General features: G+C 61.2%; 19 protein-coding genes. 18 read left to right on the top strand and 1 reads right to left on the bottom strand.

The genetic code is table 11. The features are described 5' to 3' along the window. The first annotated feature begins 82 nt into the window (after nucleotides 1–82). From LOC22_RS09350 to acpT, 17 genes are read left to right on the top strand one after another with little or no spacing between them, the layout of a single operon-like run. Entirely contained in the window at nucleotides 83–805 is a 723-nt protein-coding gene (locus LOC22_RS09350; protein ID WP_039269576.1) for a beta-ketoacyl synthase chain length factor, read from the top strand. After that, nucleotides 802–1617, top strand: a complete 816-nt coding sequence (locus LOC22_RS09355; protein WP_230239501.1) for a lysophospholipid acyltransferase family protein — start codon at nucleotides 802–804, stop codon at nucleotides 1615–1617. Before LOC22_RS09350 ends, LOC22_RS09355 begins: the two co-directional genes overlap by 4 nt. Next, the gene (locus LOC22_RS09360; protein ID WP_003861263.1) at nucleotides 1598–1855 is read left to right on the top strand and encodes a phosphopantetheine-binding protein; all 258 of its coding nucleotides are present in this window, start codon (nucleotides 1598–1600) and stop codon (nucleotides 1853–1855) included. Before LOC22_RS09355 ends, LOC22_RS09360 begins: the two co-directional genes overlap by 20 nt. An 11-nt stretch (nucleotides 1856–1866) precedes the next feature. Beyond that, a complete protein-coding gene (locus tag LOC22_RS09365; RefSeq protein ID WP_003861262.1) occupies nucleotides 1867–2118 on the top strand; it encodes an acyl carrier protein in 252 nt (83 codons plus the stop codon). After that, on the top strand, nucleotides 2090–2689 hold the full coding sequence (locus LOC22_RS09370; protein WP_230239502.1) for a hypothetical protein: 600 nt from the start codon (nucleotides 2090–2092) through the stop codon (nucleotides 2687–2689). Before LOC22_RS09365 ends, LOC22_RS09370 begins: the two co-directional genes overlap by 29 nt. Then, entirely contained in the window at nucleotides 2682–4028 is a 1347-nt protein-coding gene (locus LOC22_RS09375; protein ID WP_230239503.1) for an AMP-dependent synthetase, read from the top strand. Before LOC22_RS09370 ends, LOC22_RS09375 begins: the two co-directional genes overlap by 8 nt. Beyond that, nucleotides 4015–4365, top strand: a complete 351-nt coding sequence (locus tag LOC22_RS09380) for a hydroxymyristoyl-ACP dehydratase (RefSeq protein WP_017693835.1) — start codon at nucleotides 4015–4017, stop codon at nucleotides 4363–4365. The genes LOC22_RS09375 and LOC22_RS09380 overlap by 14 nt, the downstream gene beginning before the upstream one ends. Next, on the top strand, nucleotides 4356–6047 hold the full coding sequence (locus tag LOC22_RS09385; protein ID WP_047736879.1) for a glycosyltransferase family 2 protein: 1692 nt from the start codon (nucleotides 4356–4358) through the stop codon (nucleotides 6045–6047). The genes LOC22_RS09380 and LOC22_RS09385 overlap by 10 nt, the downstream gene beginning before the upstream one ends. 3 nt (nucleotides 6048–6050) lie before the next feature. Beyond that, on the top strand, nucleotides 6051–6473 hold the full coding sequence (locus LOC22_RS09390; RefSeq protein ID WP_006812302.1) for an acyl-CoA thioesterase: 423 nt from the start codon (nucleotides 6051–6053) through the stop codon (nucleotides 6471–6473). Further along, the gene (locus LOC22_RS09395) at nucleotides 6470–7075 is read left to right on the top strand and encodes an outer membrane lipoprotein carrier protein LolA (RefSeq protein ID WP_023295558.1); all 606 of its coding nucleotides are present in this window, start codon (nucleotides 6470–6472) and stop codon (nucleotides 7073–7075) included. The genes LOC22_RS09390 and LOC22_RS09395 overlap by 4 nt, the downstream gene beginning before the upstream one ends. After that, entirely contained in the window at nucleotides 7044–9365 is a 2322-nt protein-coding gene (locus LOC22_RS09400) for an MMPL family transporter (protein ID WP_230239504.1), read from the top strand. The genes LOC22_RS09395 and LOC22_RS09400 overlap by 32 nt, the downstream gene beginning before the upstream one ends. Then, nucleotides 9362–9940: a DUF3261 domain-containing protein gene (locus LOC22_RS09405; protein WP_045328555.1), complete on the top strand. Its 579-nt coding sequence runs from the start codon at nucleotides 9362–9364 to the stop codon at nucleotides 9938–9940. The genes LOC22_RS09400 and LOC22_RS09405 overlap by 4 nt, the downstream gene beginning before the upstream one ends. Before the next feature lies 1 nt (nucleotide 9941). Beyond that, nucleotides 9942–11108 carry a beta-ketoacyl-[acyl-carrier-protein] synthase family protein gene (locus LOC22_RS09410; RefSeq protein ID WP_017384110.1) on the top strand — a complete coding sequence of 389 codons (1167 nt, stop codon included), beginning with the start codon at nucleotides 9942–9944 and terminating at the stop codon, nucleotides 11106–11108. Next, a complete protein-coding gene (locus LOC22_RS09415; protein ID WP_063933669.1) occupies nucleotides 11108–11581 on the top strand; it encodes a hypothetical protein in 474 nt (157 codons plus the stop codon). Before LOC22_RS09410 ends, LOC22_RS09415 begins: the two co-directional genes overlap by 1 nt. Then, nucleotides 11575–12306: a 3-ketoacyl-ACP reductase FabG2 gene (locus LOC22_RS09420; protein ID WP_026094333.1), complete on the top strand. Its 732-nt coding sequence runs from the start codon at nucleotides 11575–11577 to the stop codon at nucleotides 12304–12306. The genes LOC22_RS09415 and LOC22_RS09420 overlap by 7 nt, the downstream gene beginning before the upstream one ends. Beyond that, nucleotides 12303–13532, top strand: coding sequence for a beta-ketoacyl-ACP synthase (locus LOC22_RS09425; RefSeq protein WP_015571495.1), 1230 nt, complete (start codon nucleotides 12303–12305; stop codon nucleotides 13530–13532). Before LOC22_RS09420 ends, LOC22_RS09425 begins: the two co-directional genes overlap by 4 nt. 2 nt (nucleotides 13533–13534) lie before the next feature. Then, on the top strand, nucleotides 13535–14128 hold the full coding sequence (acpT, locus tag LOC22_RS09430; protein WP_015571496.1) for a 4'-phosphopantetheinyl transferase AcpT: 594 nt from the start codon (nucleotides 13535–13537) through the stop codon (nucleotides 14126–14128). A gap of 59 nt (nucleotides 14129–14187) precedes the next feature. On the opposite strand, the gene LOC22_RS09435 is transcribed toward acpT, so the two are convergent. Continuing rightward, nucleotides 14188–14694 carry a phenolic acid decarboxylase gene (locus tag LOC22_RS09435; protein ID WP_032649776.1) on the bottom strand — a complete coding sequence of 169 codons (507 nt, stop codon included), beginning with the start codon at nucleotides 14692–14694 and terminating at the stop codon, nucleotides 14188–14190. 99 nt (nucleotides 14695–14793) lie between these two features. Between LOC22_RS09435 and LOC22_RS09440 the strand changes: the two genes are divergently transcribed. Beyond that, on the top strand, nucleotides 14794–15675 hold the full coding sequence (locus LOC22_RS09440; RefSeq protein WP_032649778.1) for a LysR family transcriptional regulator: 882 nt from the start codon (nucleotides 14794–14796) through the stop codon (nucleotides 15673–15675). Nucleotides 15676–15694 lie beyond the last annotated feature (19 nt).

Genomic DNA, 15694 nt, shown 5'->3' on the forward strand with positions numbered 1-15694 from the left:
CGACAACATTGTACGATGTGCGCAGCAAATCGCGCTGGCGAAGAAAAAGTCACAGAAACAGGTTTATCGCGGACGCGCGTAGATGAAATTTACACTTACCCTTATCGACTGGCAGGCAAGAGCGCCAGGACTCAGCGATGCCGACGAATGGCAGGCATGGTCACGCCGGTCTGACGGCATCGATCCAGCTGCACCGCTGGCGAAACTGACCGATCTGCCGATGATGACCGCCCGCCGCCTGAATTCAGGCAGCAGGCTGGCCGTCGATCTTGGCCTGATGATGCTGCGCAAACACCGCATCGATGCCGTCGTCTACAGTAGCCGTCATGGGGAGCTGGAGCGCAATTTCCGTATTCTCCAGACCCTGGCGGCAGAACAGCCCGTTTCCCCCACCGATTTTGCCATGTCGGTACACAACTCGGCGGTCGGCAATCTCACTATCGCCGCGCGTCAGCCTGTTGTCTCTTCGTCGGTTTCCGCCGGTATGGATACCTTCCAGCAGAGCTTGTGCGACGTGCTGAGCCTGCTGCATGCGGGCTACTCCCGCGTGTTGCTGGTGGATTTCGACGGTCTGCTGCCTGATTTTTATCACGCCGGGCTGCCGCCGCAGATGCCCGTCTGGCCCTACGCGCTGGCGCTGGTGATTGAGGCGGGAAATACGCTCAGCTGTGAAACGCACGTCAACCGCACGCCTGAAGAGCCCGCGCTGCCGCAAAGCCTCCAGTTCCTGCGCCATTACCTGCGGGACGAGCGCCAGTTTACCCTGCCGGGCGAGCGCCTGCTGTGGCAATGGACGCGCCAATGAGAGGGTTACGTTCCCGCCTCGATCGGATATGGCGGATGCTGATGACCGGATTGTACTTCGTCCTGTTCGGCCTCGGCGGGCTGACGCTGTCGCTGGTGTGGTTTAACCTGCTGCTGATTTTCCAGCGCGACCGCACTCAACGTCGCCGCCTGGCACGCCGCACTATTTCTGCCAGTTTTCGCCTGTTCCTCGCGGTGGTACGCGGTGCAGGGGTACTGGATTACCGTTTCAACAACCTGGACGTTCTGCGCGCCGAGCGGGGCTGTCTGGTGATTGCGAATCATCCCTCGCTGCTGGACTACGTTCTGCTGGCGTCGGTGATGAACGAAACCGACTGTCTGGTGAAAAGCGCATTGCTGCGTAACCCGTTCGTCAGCGGCGTGATCCGCGCGGCTGACTATCTGATTAACAGCGAAGCCGACACGCTGCTTGCCGCAAGCCAGCAGCGTCTGGCCCAGGGCGACACCCTGCTTATCTTCCCTGAAGGCACCCGCACCCGGGTGGGGGAAGCCATGACCCTGCAACGTGGGGCGGCAAATATCGCCGTTCGCTGCAACAGCGCCGTGCGCGTGGTGGTGATCCACTGTAGCGAACGGATGCTTGATAAACAGAGCAGCTGGTATAACGTGCCCCCCAACAAACCTGTTTTCACCGTGGATGTTCGCGAACGCATCAACATTCATGATTTTTATGATGCGAGTCAGCACGAACCCGCGCTGGCAGCAAGGCAGTTAAACCGGCATATGCAGCATCAGTTAACAACCGGTCTTCAATCTTTGTCAGGAACGAAAGATGCAAGCGCTCTATCTTGAAATTAAGAATCTCATTATCTCTACGCTGAATCTGGAAGAACTTACCCCAGAGGATATTGATACAGACGCCGCGCTCTTTGGCGACGGCCTCGGTCTGGACTCAATCGACGCCCTTGAGCTGGGGCTGGCGGTAAAAAATCAGTACGGCGTAGTGCTTTCTGCCGAAAGTGACGAGATGCGTCAGCACTTCTATTCCGTTGCCACGCTCGCGGCTTTTATCCATCAACAACGCGCCTGAGAATGACCGCTATGACAGAACAACAAACGATTTATCAGGAAGTCTCTGCGCTTCTTATTACGCTGTTTGAAATCGCCCCGGAGGATATTACCCCTGAGGCACGTCTTTACGAGGATCTGGACCTCGACAGCATTGATGCCGTCGATATGGTGGTGCACCTGCAAAAGAAAACGGGCCATAAAATCAAGCCCGAAACCTTCAAAGCGGTGCGCACGGTGCAGGACGTCGTGGACGTTGTGGAACAGCTTCAGCGCGACGCGTAACGTGCATTCGATTCCAGTTCTTCCCGCCCTGACGGGGCTGATGCTGCTGGCATGGCCGTTTTTGATCGGCTTCGGGCTGGCGAATAATAGCCTGCACGGGATACTGCCCGTGATGGCGCTGGTGCTGCTGTTGCGCGTCTGCCAGGCCCGTCGGCAGGGCGGCCCCCTGCGTTATCTGTTCGTGAGCGTGGCGCTGGCTGGCATAGCGCTTTGCGCGGCGAGCTACGTCCTGCACGCTCACCAGTGGGTGCTGTTATATCCGGTGGTGGTGAATCTGGTGATGCTGGTGGTGTTTGGCGGTTCGCTGTGGACGGCAATGCCTGTCGTTGAACGGCTGGCGCGCCTGCGTGAACCGGATCTCTCCCCCGTCGGGGTACGTTACACGCGCCGGGTTACCCAGGTCTGGTGCGGCTTTTTTATTATCAACGGGGCGATCGCGCTGTTTACCGTATTACACGCCGATATCCGTCTGTGGACGCTGTGGAATGGGATGATTGCCTATCTCCTGATGGGCACGCTGATGGCTGGCGAGTGGGTGGTGCGACAACGGGTGATGAAAAACGATGCTTAACCCTCTTCCGCTTAGCCAGTGGCTCAGTGCGCCCCGCCCTGACGACACCCCTGTCGCCTGGCAGGACGACCATCTCTGGACGCTTGGCGATCTGCGCCACGACGTCACTCAGTTGGTCGACACGCTGCGTCGTGAAGATAGCGAGCGCTGGGCGTTGTGCATCGAAAACGGTTATCTGTTTATTGTCGCGCTGCTGGCGACGCTGCATGCGGGTAAAACGCCGGTCCTCCCCGGGCACAGCCGGGCGGCGCAGCTTAACGAACAGCGGGCGCTGTTCAGCGGCGTCCTGAGCGACACCACGCTCGATTTTCAGGGGCGACAGCTGCGGGTGGCTTCCGCGCAGCGGGCAGGCCATCCCTTTTCACCGCTGCCAGCCATCGGTGAGACGCGCACGATCGAGCTTTACACCTCCGGCTCGACCGGCACGCCGCAGCGGGTAAGTAAGCCGGTGGTCAGCCTTGATCGTGAGGCTCGTCTGCTGGCGGCGCATTTTGGCGAGCGTCTGGCGGGCTGTCACGTCGTGGCTTCCGTGGTGCTGCACCACCTGTATGGCCTGACGTTTCGTGTTGTCTTACCCATGGCGCTCGGCCTGCCGCTGCATGCCAGCCTGCTCAACTATGCCGAGCAGCTCTCTGCCCTTCCCGACGATAAACGCTACCTTTTCATCAGCAGTCCGGCGTTTCTCAAGCGGCTGGACGCGTCGCTGACGCCGCCCCCCGTCAACCTGCTCGTCTCCGCCGGCGGCGCGCTGCCCTGGCAGGAGGTCGCCGCGGTTCAGGCCTGGCTCAACGTCTGGCCGGATGAAATATACGGCAGCACGGAAACGGGCGTAATGGCCTGGCGCTACCGTCAGGAGGAAAGCACGCGCTGGCAGCCTTTTCCCGGCGTGGCGTTTCACGGCGATCGCGTGACGTCGCCGCTGATCCCCGAGGCGGAGGGAATCGTGCTGGATGATATCCTGCACTTCACGGCTGACGGGCAGTTCAGCCTCGTCGGGCGTCGTGGTCGGGTGGTCAAAATTGAAGATAAGCGCATTTCACTCGATGACATTGAGCACCGCCTGCTGGCGCTGGACGGCATCCGCGAGGCCGCCGCGCTGACGGTGACGCGCGGCGGGCGTCAGGGCATTGGCGTATTGCTGGTGCTGAATGAAGCGGTGCGTCAGCAACACGAACAGAGCAAAACAGCGCAGGAGCTCGCCTGGCGACGCGCCCTTCGCCCCTGGCTTGAACCGGTTGCCGTACCGCGCTACTGGCGGATCGTTGATGAAATCCCGGTCAACAGCATGAACAAGCGCGTGACTGCGCAGCTACAGGAGTTGTTTCATGAAGATCCCTGAAATCGGGCGCCTCCAGCCCGATCCACAGCATCTGGAGATAACCTTTTATCTTGATCCTGACCTGCTCTGGTTTAAGGGACATTTCGCCGTACAGCCGCTGCTGCCGGGCGTGGCGCAGCTCGACTGGGTGATGCATTACGCCGCCGCGCTGGCGTCGGGCTACCGTTTTCACAGTATTCAGAACGTGAAGTTCGCCGCCCCGCTGTTGCCGGAGAACACGGTCACGCTGCTCCTTGCCTGGCAGCCTGAACGCCAGTTGCTGACCTTTAGCTACCAGCGCCATGCGGGTAACGAGCGCCACACCGCCAGCAGCGGGAAGATTCGCTTATGTCAGTAACCTTCCGTCCCTGCGTGCTGATCCCCTGCTACAACCACGGGGCGATGATGGCTTCGGTGCTGGCGCGCCTGGCGCCTTTCGATCTGCCCTGTCTGGTGGTGGACGACGGCAGCGATGAAACCACGCGCCGCACGCTTGAAGCGCTGGCGGCGGATCGTCCGCAGATCACACTGCTGCGGCTGGCCGAAAACAGCGGCAAAGGCGCGGCGGTGATGCAGGGGCTGAAAGGCTGCGCCGATCGCGGCTTCACCCACGCCGTTCAGGTGGACGCTGACGGCCAGCACGCTATCGAGGACATTCCCAAACTGCTGGCGCTGGCCGGGCGTCATCCCGATGCGCTCATTTCCGGGCAGCCCGTTTACGATGACTCAATCCCCCGTTCGCGCCTGTACGGGCGCTGGATAACGCACGTCTGGGTCTGGATTGAAACCCTCTCCCTGCAACTGAAAGACAGTATGTGCGGGTTTCGCGTTTACCCGATAGCCCCGGTTCTGCGCCTTGCAGCAACCACGCCGCTCGGCAGGCGAATGGATTTTGATACCGAAGTGATGGTGCGCCTCTACTGGCAGGGCAACACCAGCTATTTTCTGCCCACCCGCGTGACCTATCCGCCGGACGGGGTATCCCATTTTGATGCCCTGAAAGACAACGTGCGCATCTCGTTGATGCATACCCGTCTGTTTCTCGGCATGCTGCCGCGCATTCCTTCCCTGCTGATGCGTCGCCGCTCACAGCACTGGGCGCAGCAGCAGGAGGTAAAAGGATTATGGGGCATGCGCCTGATGCTGCGCGTCTGGCAGCTGCTGGGGCGAAAGGCGTTTACCGCCCTGCTGTGGCCGGTTACCGCCGTCTACTGGCTGACCGCCCGCTCTGCGCGTCAGGCGTCGCAGCAGTGGCTGGCGCGGGTTAAAACGGTGATGGCACAGCGGCAAATGCCGCAACCCGCGCGGCTTAACAGTTTTTCCCACTTCCTGCGCTTCGGTCATGCCATGCTGAATAAAGTGGCCAGCTGGCGCGGCGAAATGAAACTCCATCGCGATCTGGTCTTTGCGCCAGGCGCGCAGGAGGCGCTGGGGCTCGACGATCCTCAGGGCAAACTGCTGCTCGCGTCGCATCTTGGCGATGTGGAAGCCTGCCGGGCGCTGGCCCAGCGCGAAGGGGCGAAAACCATCAACGCGCTGGTCTTCAGCGACAACGCCAGACGTTTTAAGCAGGTGATGGAGGAGATGGCACCGCAGGCGGGCATTCACCTGATGCCGGTCACCGACATTGGCCCGGAGACTGCGATCCTCATTAAAGAGAAGCTGGATCGCGGCGAATGGGTGGCGATCGTGGGCGATCGCATCGCCGTCACCCCGCAGCGCGGCGGTAGCTGGCGGGTGATATGGAGCGAATTTATGGGCCAGCCCGCGCCGTTCCCGCAGGGGCCATTTATCCTGGCGTCCATTTTGCGCTGCCCGGTGGTGCTGATTTTTGCCCTCTGTCAGCAGGGAAAGCTGACCCTGCACTGCGAGCCGTTTGCCGACCCGCTGCTGCTGCCGCGCGGCGAACGCCAGCAGGCGCTACAGCAGACCGTCGACCGCTATGCGCAGCGGCTGGAGCATTACGCGCTCTTGTCGCCGCTCGACTGGTTTAATTTTTTCGATTTCTGGCAGCTGCCAGAGGTCAACGAGAAGGAGTAAAGGGTGCTGACCGATCCCCGCTTTACGGCTGAAGTTGAAATCACCGTTCCGTTCCACGACGTCGATATGATGGGCGTGGTGTGGCACGGCAACTACTTCCGCTACTTTGAGATTGCCCGCGAAGCGCTGCTCAACCAGTTTGATTACGGCTATCGCCAGATGAAAGCGTCCGGCTACGTCTGGCCGGTGGTGGATACCCGGGTGAAATACCGCGACGCGGTGACCTTCGAGCAGCGCATTCGCGTCCGCGCCCACATTGAAGAGGTTGAAAACCGTCTGCGCATCGCCTATCAAATCTTCGACGCGCAAACCGGGAAACGCACCACCACCGGCTACACCATTCAGGTGGCGGTGGAAGAAGCAAGCCGGGAGATGTGCTTTGTCAGCCCGGCCATTCTGTTCGAACGCATGGGGATCGCGCCATGAAATGGATAACGCTACTCGCGCTGCTGGTAAGCCCGCTGGTGAACGCGATCACGCTGGATGAACTGCAACAGCGGTTTGCGGAGCAACCGGTAGTGCGCGCACACTTCGAACAGATCCGCACGATCAAGGATATGCCTCAGCCCCTGCGCTCGCAGGGGGAGATGCTGATCGCCCGTGACAATGGCCTGCTGTGGGATCAAAAAGCGCCGTTCCCGATGACGCTGCTGCTGGATGACAAACGGATGGTGCAGATCGTCAACGGTCAGTCGCCGCAGACCATTACCGCCGACACTAACCCGCAGATGTTCCAGTTCAACCATCTGCTGCGGGCGCTGTTCCAGGCCGACCGCAAGGTGCTGGAAGAGAACTTCCGCGTCGATTTCAAAGACCTGGGCGAAGGCCGCTGGTCACTGGTGCTGACGCCCGTCACCACACCGCTGGACAAGATTTTCTCCACCCTTGATTTGAAGGGCGCGATCTATCTGGAATCCATTCGCCTGAACGATAAGCAGGGCGACACGACGGATATCGCCCTCTCCCGCCACCAACTGACGCCCGCCCGCCTGACCGATGCAGAACGCCAGCGCTTTGCCGCACCGTAACGCCCTGCGCCCGGCGCTGCTGTGGGCCGCGGTATGCCTGATCCTGCTGGGCGTGCTGCTGTCGCTGCTGCCCGGCGCGCGGCTGAACAGCAGCGTGCTCGCCATGCTGCCGAAACAGACGCTCGGCGCGATCCCTCCCGCTCTCAACGACGGATTTATGCAGCGCCTCGACCGCCAGCTCATCTGGCTGGTCAGCCCCGGCAAACAGCAGGACCCGCACGTGGCGCAGCAGTGGTTAACCCTGCTGCAACGCAGCCAGGCGCTGAGTGTCGTAAAAGGTCCGCTGGATGCCGCCGGGCAACAGGCCTGGGGAGATTTCTTCTGGCAACACCGCAATGGCCTGGTCGATCCGGCCACCCGCGCCCGCCTGCAAAACGGCGGTGAAGCGCAGGCCCAGTGGGTCCTGTCCCAGCTCTACTCCGCCTTTTCCGGTGTGAGCGGCAAGGAGCTGCAAAACGATCCGCTGATGCTGATGCGCGGCGCGCAGCTCGCGCTGGCGAAAAACAGCCAGAAGATGCAGCTGATGGACGGCTGGCTGGTGACAAAAGATGCGGCCGGGAACTACTGGTATCTGCTGCACGGCGAGCTGGCGGGCTCATCGTTTGATATGCAGCAAACCCACCAGCTGGTGACCACCCTTAACGCGTTGCAGCAGACGCTGAAAAGCCAGTATCCACAGGCGCAGCTGCTCTCGCGCGGGACGGTGTTCTACAGCGATTACGCCAGCCAACAGGCTAAAAACGATATTTCCACGCTTGGCGTCGCCACGGTGCTCGGGGTGATCCTGCTGATTGTGTCGGTGTTTCGCTCCGTGCGTCCGCTGCTGCTGAGCCTGCTCTCCATTGCCATCGGCGCGCTGGCGGGGACGGTCGTGACGCTGCTGCTGTTCGGTGAACTGCACCTGATGACGCTGGTGATGAGCATGAGCATCATCGGCATCTCGGCGGACTATACGATTTACTACCTCACGGAGCGGATGGTGCACGGCGCGGAACACTCGCCCTGGCAAAGCCTGGCGAAAGTACGTAACGCGCTGCTGCTGGCGCTGCTGACCACCGTCGTGGCGTATCTCTTCATGATGCTGGCCCCCTTCCCCGGCATTCGTCAGATGGCGGTGTTCGCCGCCGCAGGGCTGAGCGCCTCGTGCCTGACGGTAATGTTCTGGCATCCGTGGCTGTGCCGGGGCATGCCGGTCCGCCCGGTCCCCCTGAGAGGGATTATGCAGCGCTGGCTGAACGCCTGGCGCGACGGTAAAGCCCTCTCTGTCGGGCTGCCGGTAGCGCTGGCGCTGCTCTCCGCCATCGGGATCGCCAGCCTGCGGGTGGATGACGATATCGCCCGGCTTCAGGCGCTGCCGCAGGACATTCTGGCGCAGGAAAAAACCATCACCGCCCTGACCGGGCAAAATGTCGATCAGAAGTGGTTCGTGGTGTACGGCGCGTCGGCTCAGGAAACGCTGGAGCGGCTGGAGGCGTTTACCCCGGCGCTGGCGCAGGCGCAAAAAGCCGGTGAATTAACCCGCTGGCGCACCCTGCCGCTGAACTCGCTGGCGCGGCAGAACAGCGATCTGCATCTTCTGCGTAACGCCGCACCGACGGTGATGAAAATGCTGCAAAGCACGGGGCTGAAGACCAGTGAACCGAACCTGAACGCCATGCCTGTCAGCGTGGAAGCGTGGCTCGCCAGCCCGGCCAGCGAGGGCTGGCGTTTGCTGTGGCTGACGCTGCCGGACGGCAAAAGCGGTGTGCTGGTCCCGGTCGATGGCGTCAGAAACAGCGCCGCGCTCGGTGAGCTGGCCGCCCGCCATCCCGGGGTCGTCTGGGTTGACCGTAAGGCCAGCTTCGACAGCCTGTTTGCGCTCTACCGCTCGCTGCTGACGGGGCTGCTGGGCGTGGCGCTGGCGGTGATTGCCTGCGGCGCGATGCTACGCCTCGGCTGGCGAAAAGGGCTGGTGGCGCTGGTGCCGTCCGTGCTGTCGCTGGCCGGCGGGCTGGCGGCGCTGGCCATGACGGGCCATCCGGTGAACCTGTTTTCCCTGCTGGCGCTGGTGCTGGTCCTCGGCATTGGCATTAACTACACGCTGTTTTTCAGCAACCCGCGCGGCACGCCGCTGACCTCCATGCTGGCGATTACCCTCGCCATGATGACTACCCTGCTGACGCTGGGGATGCTGGTGTTCAGCACCACTCAGGCCATCAGCAGCTTTGGCATTGTGCTGGTGAGCGGTATCTTCACCGCGTTCCTGCTCGCCCCGCTGGCGATGCCGTCTAACAAAGAGAACTTACCATGACCCGTTTCATTCGCCTGGCGGCAGTGATGATGGCCCTGTTGCTGGCGGGGTGTAGCCATACGACGAACCGCGATGACGCGCGCCCTCAGGCCTGGCTCCAGCCCGGCACCCGCGTCACGCTGCCCCCGCCGGGCATCACGCCTGCCATCCGCGTGCAGCAGTTGCTTACCGGCAGTTTTAAAGGCCAGACCCAGTCGCTGCTGGTGATGCTGAACGCCGATGGAAATAAAGTGGCGCTTGCCGGCCTCTCCTCCGTCGGGATCCGCCTGTTCCTCGCCACCTACGACAACACCGGGATCCACACCGAGCAGTCGGTTGTGATGCCGCAGCTGCCGCCCGCCAGCCAGGTGCTGGCCGACGTGATGCTGAGCCACTGGCCGCTCAGCGCCTGGCAGCCGCAGTTGCCGAAAGGCTGGACGCTGAACGATACTGACACCAGACGCGAACTGCGCAACCCCGAGGGCAAACTGGTCACGGAAATTGTCTACCTGAACCGTAACGGCAGGCGCGAACCGATTAGCATTGTGCAGCACGCTTTTCACTACCACATCACCATTCAATATCTGGGTGACTGAGATGATTTACCTTTCTGCCGTTGGCATGGTCAACGCGCTCGGCAACTCGGCTGATGAAATAGCGGCGAACCTGATCGCTGGTGTGGCCCCCGGGATGCGCCAGCGTGCGGGCTGGCTACAGGGCTTACCCGAGGCCGTGCTGGGGGGCGTGGAGGGTGAACTTCCCCCTGTCCCCGAGTCTTTTTCTGCTCATCGCAGCCGCAACAACCAACTGCTGCTGGCGGCGCTGGCGCAAATCCGGCCCGCCGTCGATGCGGCCATTGCGCGCGTAGGGCGCGACCGCGTGGCGGTTGTGCTGGGCACCAGCACCTCCGGGCTGGACGAGGGTGATGAGTACGTGCGCCGCGCGCAAAACGGCGAGAGCAGCCCGCAGTGGCAATATCCGCAGCAGGAGCTGGGCGATCCGTCGCGCTTTCTCGCCCGCTGGCTTGCGCTGGACGGCCCGGCGTATACCATCTCAACCGCCTGCTCCTCCAGCGCGCGGGCGATCGTCAGCGGTCGTCGTCTGATTGACGCCGGGCTGGTGGACGTCGCCATCGTCGGCGGGGCCGACAGCCTGAGCCGCATGCCGGTCAACGGCTTCAACAGCCTGGAGTCCTTCTCCCCAACCCTGTGCGAACCGTTTGGCCGCCACCGTCGGGGGATCACCATTGGCGAAGCGGCGGCACTGATGGTGCTGACCCGCGAGCCGGGCGAGGTTGCGCTCCTGGGCGCGGGGGAATCCAGCGATGCGTACCATATTTCCGCCCCGCATCCGCAGGGCGAAGGGGCGATCCGCGCCATCAACCAGGCGCTGAACGAGGCGGGCATGACGGCGGCGGACGTCGGCTATATCAACCTGCACGGCACCGCCACGCCGCTGAACGATCGCATTGAGGCGCAGGTGATCCACGATCTCTTTGGCGACCGCGTGCCGTGCAGCTCCACGAAACATCTTACCGGCCACACGCTGGGCGCAGCGGGGATCACCGAGGCCGCCCTGAGCTGGCTGATCCTGACCCGAGACCTGCCGCTGCCGCCGCAGGATTTTTCCCGCTACGCGCCAGACGACACCCTGCCCGCCTTCGGCCTGCTGCACCAGAGCGCACCGCTGAATAAACCGGCGATCCTGTCAAACTCCTTCGCGTTTGGCGGCAACAACGCCAGCCTTCTGCTGGGGAGAGTGTGATGAAATATTTATCCCCCGCCGAGTACCTTCCTCACGACGCGCCCATGATGCTGCTGGAGACCGTCGAGAGCGTCACCGACAATGGCGCAGCGTGCAGCGTAACGGTGAGCGGGCACGGCGTGCTCGCCCCGTTTCTGAACGCCGACGGCGACCTGCCGGGCTGGTTTGCGCTGGAGCTGATGGCGCAGACCGTCGGCGTCTGGTCTGAGTGGCATCGCCTGCAAAAAGGGCTGCCGCATAGCCCGCTGGGCATGGTGCTGGGCGCGCGTGAATTGGTATGCACCGCAGGGCATTTTGCCGCAGGCTGCACGCTGACCATCACCATCGAACGTCTGATGCAGGATGAACGCTTTGGCAGCTTCGAGTGCACCATTCATGCGGATAGTGTCTCCCTCGCCACGGGCCGCGTGAACACCTTCCAGCCGAGCGAGGATGAATTAACCACACTTTTCAACCAGGGAACACCATCATGAGATCCGTACTGGTCACCGGCGCCAGCAAAGGCATTGGCCGCGCTATCGCCCTTCAGCTTGCGGCGGACGGTTTCACCGTCGGCGTGCATTACCATCGTGATGAAGCGGGCGCGCAGGAGACGCTGGAAGCGATTGTCCAGGCAGGCGGCGCGGGCCGTTTACTCACCTTCGACGTGGGCAACCGCGAGCAGTGCCGCACGGTGCTGGAACAGGAGATCGCTGACCACGGCGCGTGGTATGGCGTGGTCAGTAACGCCGGTATTACCCGCGACGGTGCTTTTCCGGCGCTCAGCGACGATGACTGGGACAGCGTGATCCACACCAATCTCGACAGTTTTTATAACGTCATTCATCCCTGCATTATGCCGATGATCGGCACCCGCAAGGGCGGGCGGATCATCACCCTGTCGTCGGTGTCAGGCATTATGGGCAACCGTGGGCAGGTGAACTACAGCGCGGCGAAAGCCGGGATCATCGGCGCCACCAAAGCGCTCGCCACCGAGCTGGCAAAACGCAAAATCACCGTCAACTGCATCGCGCCGGGGCTGATCGATACCGGCATGATCGAGATGGACGAAGCCGCGCTGCACGCGGCGATGTCGATGATTCCGATGCAGCGTATGGGCCAGGCCGAGGAGGTCGCCGGGCTGGCGAGTTACCTGATGTCGGATAAAGCAGGCTATGTGACGCGTCAGGTGATTTCGATTAACGGAGGCATGCTATGACCCGCCGGGTAGTGATTACGGGCATGGGCGGCGTCACCGCGTTCGGCGAGGACTGGCCGACCATCTCGCGCCGTCTGCGCGAGTATGAAAATGCGGTGCGTACCATGACGGAGTGGCAGGCGTATGACGGCCTGCAAACCCTGCTCGCCGCGCCGATTGAAGATTTCACTCTCCCCGCTCACTATACCCGTAAGCGCATTCGCGCCATGGGCCGGGTGTCGCTGCTCTCTACCCGCGCCACCGAGCTGGCGCTGGAGCAGGCGGGACTGATCGACGACGCGGTGCTGACCAACGGTCAGACCGGCATCGCCTACGGCTCGTCGACCGGCAGCACCGGGCCGGTCAGCGAGTTTGCCTCTATGCTCACCGAAAAGCACACCCACAACATCACCGGCACCACCTACGTGCAGATGATGCCGCACACCACGGCGGTGAATACCGGGCTGTTCTTTGGCCTGCGCGGACGGGTGATCCCCACCTCGAGCGCCTGTACCTCTGGCAGCCAGGCGATTGGCTACGCCTGGGAAGCGATTCGTCACGGCTACCAGACGGTGATGGTGGCAGGCGGCGCGGAAGAGCTGTGCCCGTCGGAAGCGGCGGTTTTCGATACCCTGTTTGCCACAAGCCAGCGTAACGACGCGCCAAAAACCACGCCGTCGCCGTTTGACGTTCAGCGCGATGGCCTGGTGATTGGCGAAGGGGCGGGCACGCTGGTGCTGGAAGAGCTGGATCACGCCAGAGCGCGCGGGGCGACAATCTATGGCGAGATCGTGGGCTTTGCCACCAACTGCGATGCGGCGCACATCACCCAGCCCCAGCGTGAAACCATGCAGGTGTGTATGGCGCAGTCGCTGGCGATGGCGGGCCTTGGCCCTCAGGAGATTGGCTACATTTCTGCCCACGGCACGGCAACCGATCGCGGGGATATCGCCGAAAGTCAGGCGACCGCCGCCATTTTCGGCGACAGCGTGCCCATCTCTTCCTTAAAGAGTTATTTCGGCCATACCCTGGGTGCCTGCGGCGCGCTGGAAGCCTTGCTGAGTCTGCACATGATGCGGGAGGGTTGGTTCACGCCAACGCTCAATTTAAGACAACCGGATGAGCAATGCGGCGCTTTAGATTATATTATGGGGGAAACCCGCCCGATTGATTGCGAATTTATTCAGAGCAATAACTTTGCCTTTGGCGGCATCAATACCTCGATAATCATTAAACGCTGGGCGTAACTATGTACCAGTTTGTACTGGGAAAGATCTCCACCCTTAGCGCGGACCCGCTGGCGTCAACGCTCGCAGACATGGCACCTCAGGGTGCACGACACGCTTCCTGGCTTGCAGGCCGGACGCTGCTCGCCAGAACCTTATCCCCCTCACCGCTTCCCGAGATAATTTACGGCGAGCAGGGAAAACCGGCCTTCGCTAACGGCCATCCTCTGTGGTTTAACCTGAGCCACAGCGGGGACGACATTGCCCTGCTGATGAGCGATGAAGGTGAAGTGGGCTGCGATATCGAAGTGATCCGCCCGCGGGAAAACTGGCAGGCGCTGGCGAATGCCGTTTTCAGCCTCACCGAACATGACGAGCTGGAACGTGAAGCGCCGGAAGAGCAGCTTTCCGCATTCTGGCGCATCTGGACGCGCAAAGAGGCGATCGTCAAACAGCGTGGCGGCAGCGCGTGGCAGATTGTCAGTATTGACAGCACCGCCCAGACCCTCCCGGTCAGTCAGCTACGCTTCGGCTCGCTGAGCCTGGCGGTCTGTACCCCTACGCCTTTCACCTTAACGGCGGAAGCGGTTACTTATTCCGGTATTTCTGCGGCATAAAAAACGGCCATGCCGGTTAAAACCAACATGGCCGATGTCTCGTTCATGTGTTCCCGATCTTATTTTAAATTTTCCGGAAAGTTTTTTGGCAACTCGCTGGCCGCGCACGCAATAACGCTATCGTCATTCGCACCGCAGTCGCGCACGAAGGTGATGGTGGCAAATTCATCAATCACTTCGGTTGGATACGCTGGCCCGGCATCACGGTAGCTATTCATCAGCGGAATGTGATCGTTCTGGAAGCAGACGGTTTTTTCCGGATTATTCATGACCCAGCGCGGGAAGAAGATGGTGCCGTGGAACAGGCGGTCGCCCAGGTTCACGATCAGGCTCACGTCGGTACCGGTTGGCTCCGTCCAGGAAATTTTATAGATGCTCTCCCCAACACGGACAATGTAGGCCTGCTGATCTTTCACCCAACGGTTGCCCACCAGACCGCTGTGAATACGGTAGTCCAGGGTGTTTTCGTTTTTAACGTAAATTTCATAGTTCCAGCCATTATCGTAGGTATATACCAGATGTTTACCGACGAAGCCGCTTAAATCATGTTTGTCGAAGGTGCTCATACGATGTCTCCTTTGTTTTGATGAGACGATCGTACCCCTTCAAAAAATGAATGAATAACGCTATGTTTGAATCAAATTCATCCAAAATTTAGATTAATTATGCACAAGACGACGCTCGAACAGTGGGCCTTGCTGGAGAGAGTCATCGAGGCTGGCAGCTTCGCTAAGGCGGCGGAAGAGACCCACCGCAGCCAGTCCTCGGTCAGCTATAACCTGTCGCTGTTGCAGGAGCGGCTGGGCGTGGCGCTCCTGATGACAGAGGGACGGCGTGCCGTGCTGACACCGGCGGGTGAGCTGTTGCTGAATCAGGTTAAACCGCTGCTGAAAGCCTTCGCCTATGTTGAAACGCGCGCTGCGACCCTGCGCAGCGGGATGCGAACCCGTATCGACCTGATGGTAGACAGTATTTTTCCGCGCAGCCGGCTGTTCGCGATTTTGCGCCAGTTTCAGCAGCTGTACCCGCAAACGCAGGTGCGGCTTACCGAGGTGCTGGAAAACAGCCGCGCGGATGCGCTCAATGATGAAGCCGACGTGATGGTCTTAACCCGCCGCCAGGACATTACCGGCCTGGGCGAATGGCTGATGAATATCGATTTTGTTGCCGTCGCGCATCACGCGCACCCGCTGTTTGCGCTGGATACACCCCTTAACGACGAGATGCTACGCCCGTGGCCGCGCATTCAGATCGCAGACAGCCAGCCCACCGCTCACCCCACCGGGGAGTCGTGGACATTCTCCACCATCGATGCCGCGATCGAAGCGGTGATGTATCAGGTTGGATACGGCTGGTTACCGGAAGAACGCATTCAGACCCCGCTCCAGCAGGGCATCCTTAAAACGCTGCCGCTCAGCCACGGCGTACGTCGCGCCACGCCGCTGCACCTCATCGTCAAACGCTCCCTCAGCCCGCTGGACGAGCAGGTTGAGACGCTGTTGCGCCTTTTTAAACAGGAGCCGTCATCGTCAACTGCTACGCTTTAAGTTTTGAACCATAAGATGA

Origin of the sequence: Enterobacter sp. AN-K1 (assembly GCF_020971765.1) — a bacterium.
Lineage (GTDB): Bacteria > Pseudomonadota > Gammaproteobacteria > Enterobacterales > Enterobacteriaceae > Enterobacter > Enterobacter hormaechei_C.

Bases quoted from the DNA above. Each gene is read 5' to 3' on its own strand.
- LOC22_RS09375 (WP_230239503.1), top strand. From the start codon at position 2,682: ATGCTTAACCCTCTTCCGCTTAGCCAGTGGCTCAGTGCGCCCCGCCCT.
- LOC22_RS09435 (WP_032649776.1), bottom strand. From the start codon at position 14,694: ATGAGCACCTTCGACAAACATGATTTAAGCGGCTTCGTCGGTAAACAT.
- LOC22_RS09440 (WP_032649778.1), top strand. From the start codon at position 14,794: ATGCACAAGACGACGCTCGAACAGTGGGCCTTGCTGGAGAGAGTCATC.
- LOC22_RS09385 (WP_047736879.1), top strand. From the start codon at position 4,356: ATGTCAGTAACCTTCCGTCCCTGCGTGCTGATCCCCTGCTACAACCAC.
- LOC22_RS09415 (WP_063933669.1), top strand. From the start codon at position 11,108: ATGAAATATTTATCCCCCGCCGAGTACCTTCCTCACGACGCGCCCATG.
- LOC22_RS09395 (WP_023295558.1), top strand. From the start codon at position 6,470: ATGAAATGGATAACGCTACTCGCGCTGCTGGTAAGCCCGCTGGTGAAC.
- acpT (WP_015571496.1), top strand. From the start codon at position 13,535: ATGTACCAGTTTGTACTGGGAAAGATCTCCACCCTTAGCGCGGACCCG.
- LOC22_RS09380 (WP_017693835.1), top strand. From the start codon at position 4,015: ATGAAGATCCCTGAAATCGGGCGCCTCCAGCCCGATCCACAGCATCTG.
- LOC22_RS09365 (WP_003861262.1), top strand. From the start codon at position 1,867: ATGACAGAACAACAAACGATTTATCAGGAAGTCTCTGCGCTTCTTATT.
- LOC22_RS09400 (WP_230239504.1), top strand. From the start codon at position 7,044: ATGCAGAACGCCAGCGCTTTGCCGCACCGTAACGCCCTGCGCCCGGCG.
- LOC22_RS09350 (WP_039269576.1), top strand. From the start codon at position 83: ATGAAATTTACACTTACCCTTATCGACTGGCAGGCAAGAGCGCCAGGA.
- LOC22_RS09355 (WP_230239501.1), top strand. From the start codon at position 802: ATGAGAGGGTTACGTTCCCGCCTCGATCGGATATGGCGGATGCTGATG.
- LOC22_RS09360 (WP_003861263.1), top strand. From the start codon at position 1,598: ATGCAAGCGCTCTATCTTGAAATTAAGAATCTCATTATCTCTACGCTG.
- LOC22_RS09425 (WP_015571495.1), top strand. From the start codon at position 12,303: ATGACCCGCCGGGTAGTGATTACGGGCATGGGCGGCGTCACCGCGTTC.
- LOC22_RS09405 (WP_045328555.1), top strand. From the start codon at position 9,362: ATGACCCGTTTCATTCGCCTGGCGGCAGTGATGATGGCCCTGTTGCTG.
- LOC22_RS09410 (WP_017384110.1), top strand. From the start codon at position 9,942: ATGATTTACCTTTCTGCCGTTGGCATGGTCAACGCGCTCGGCAACTCG.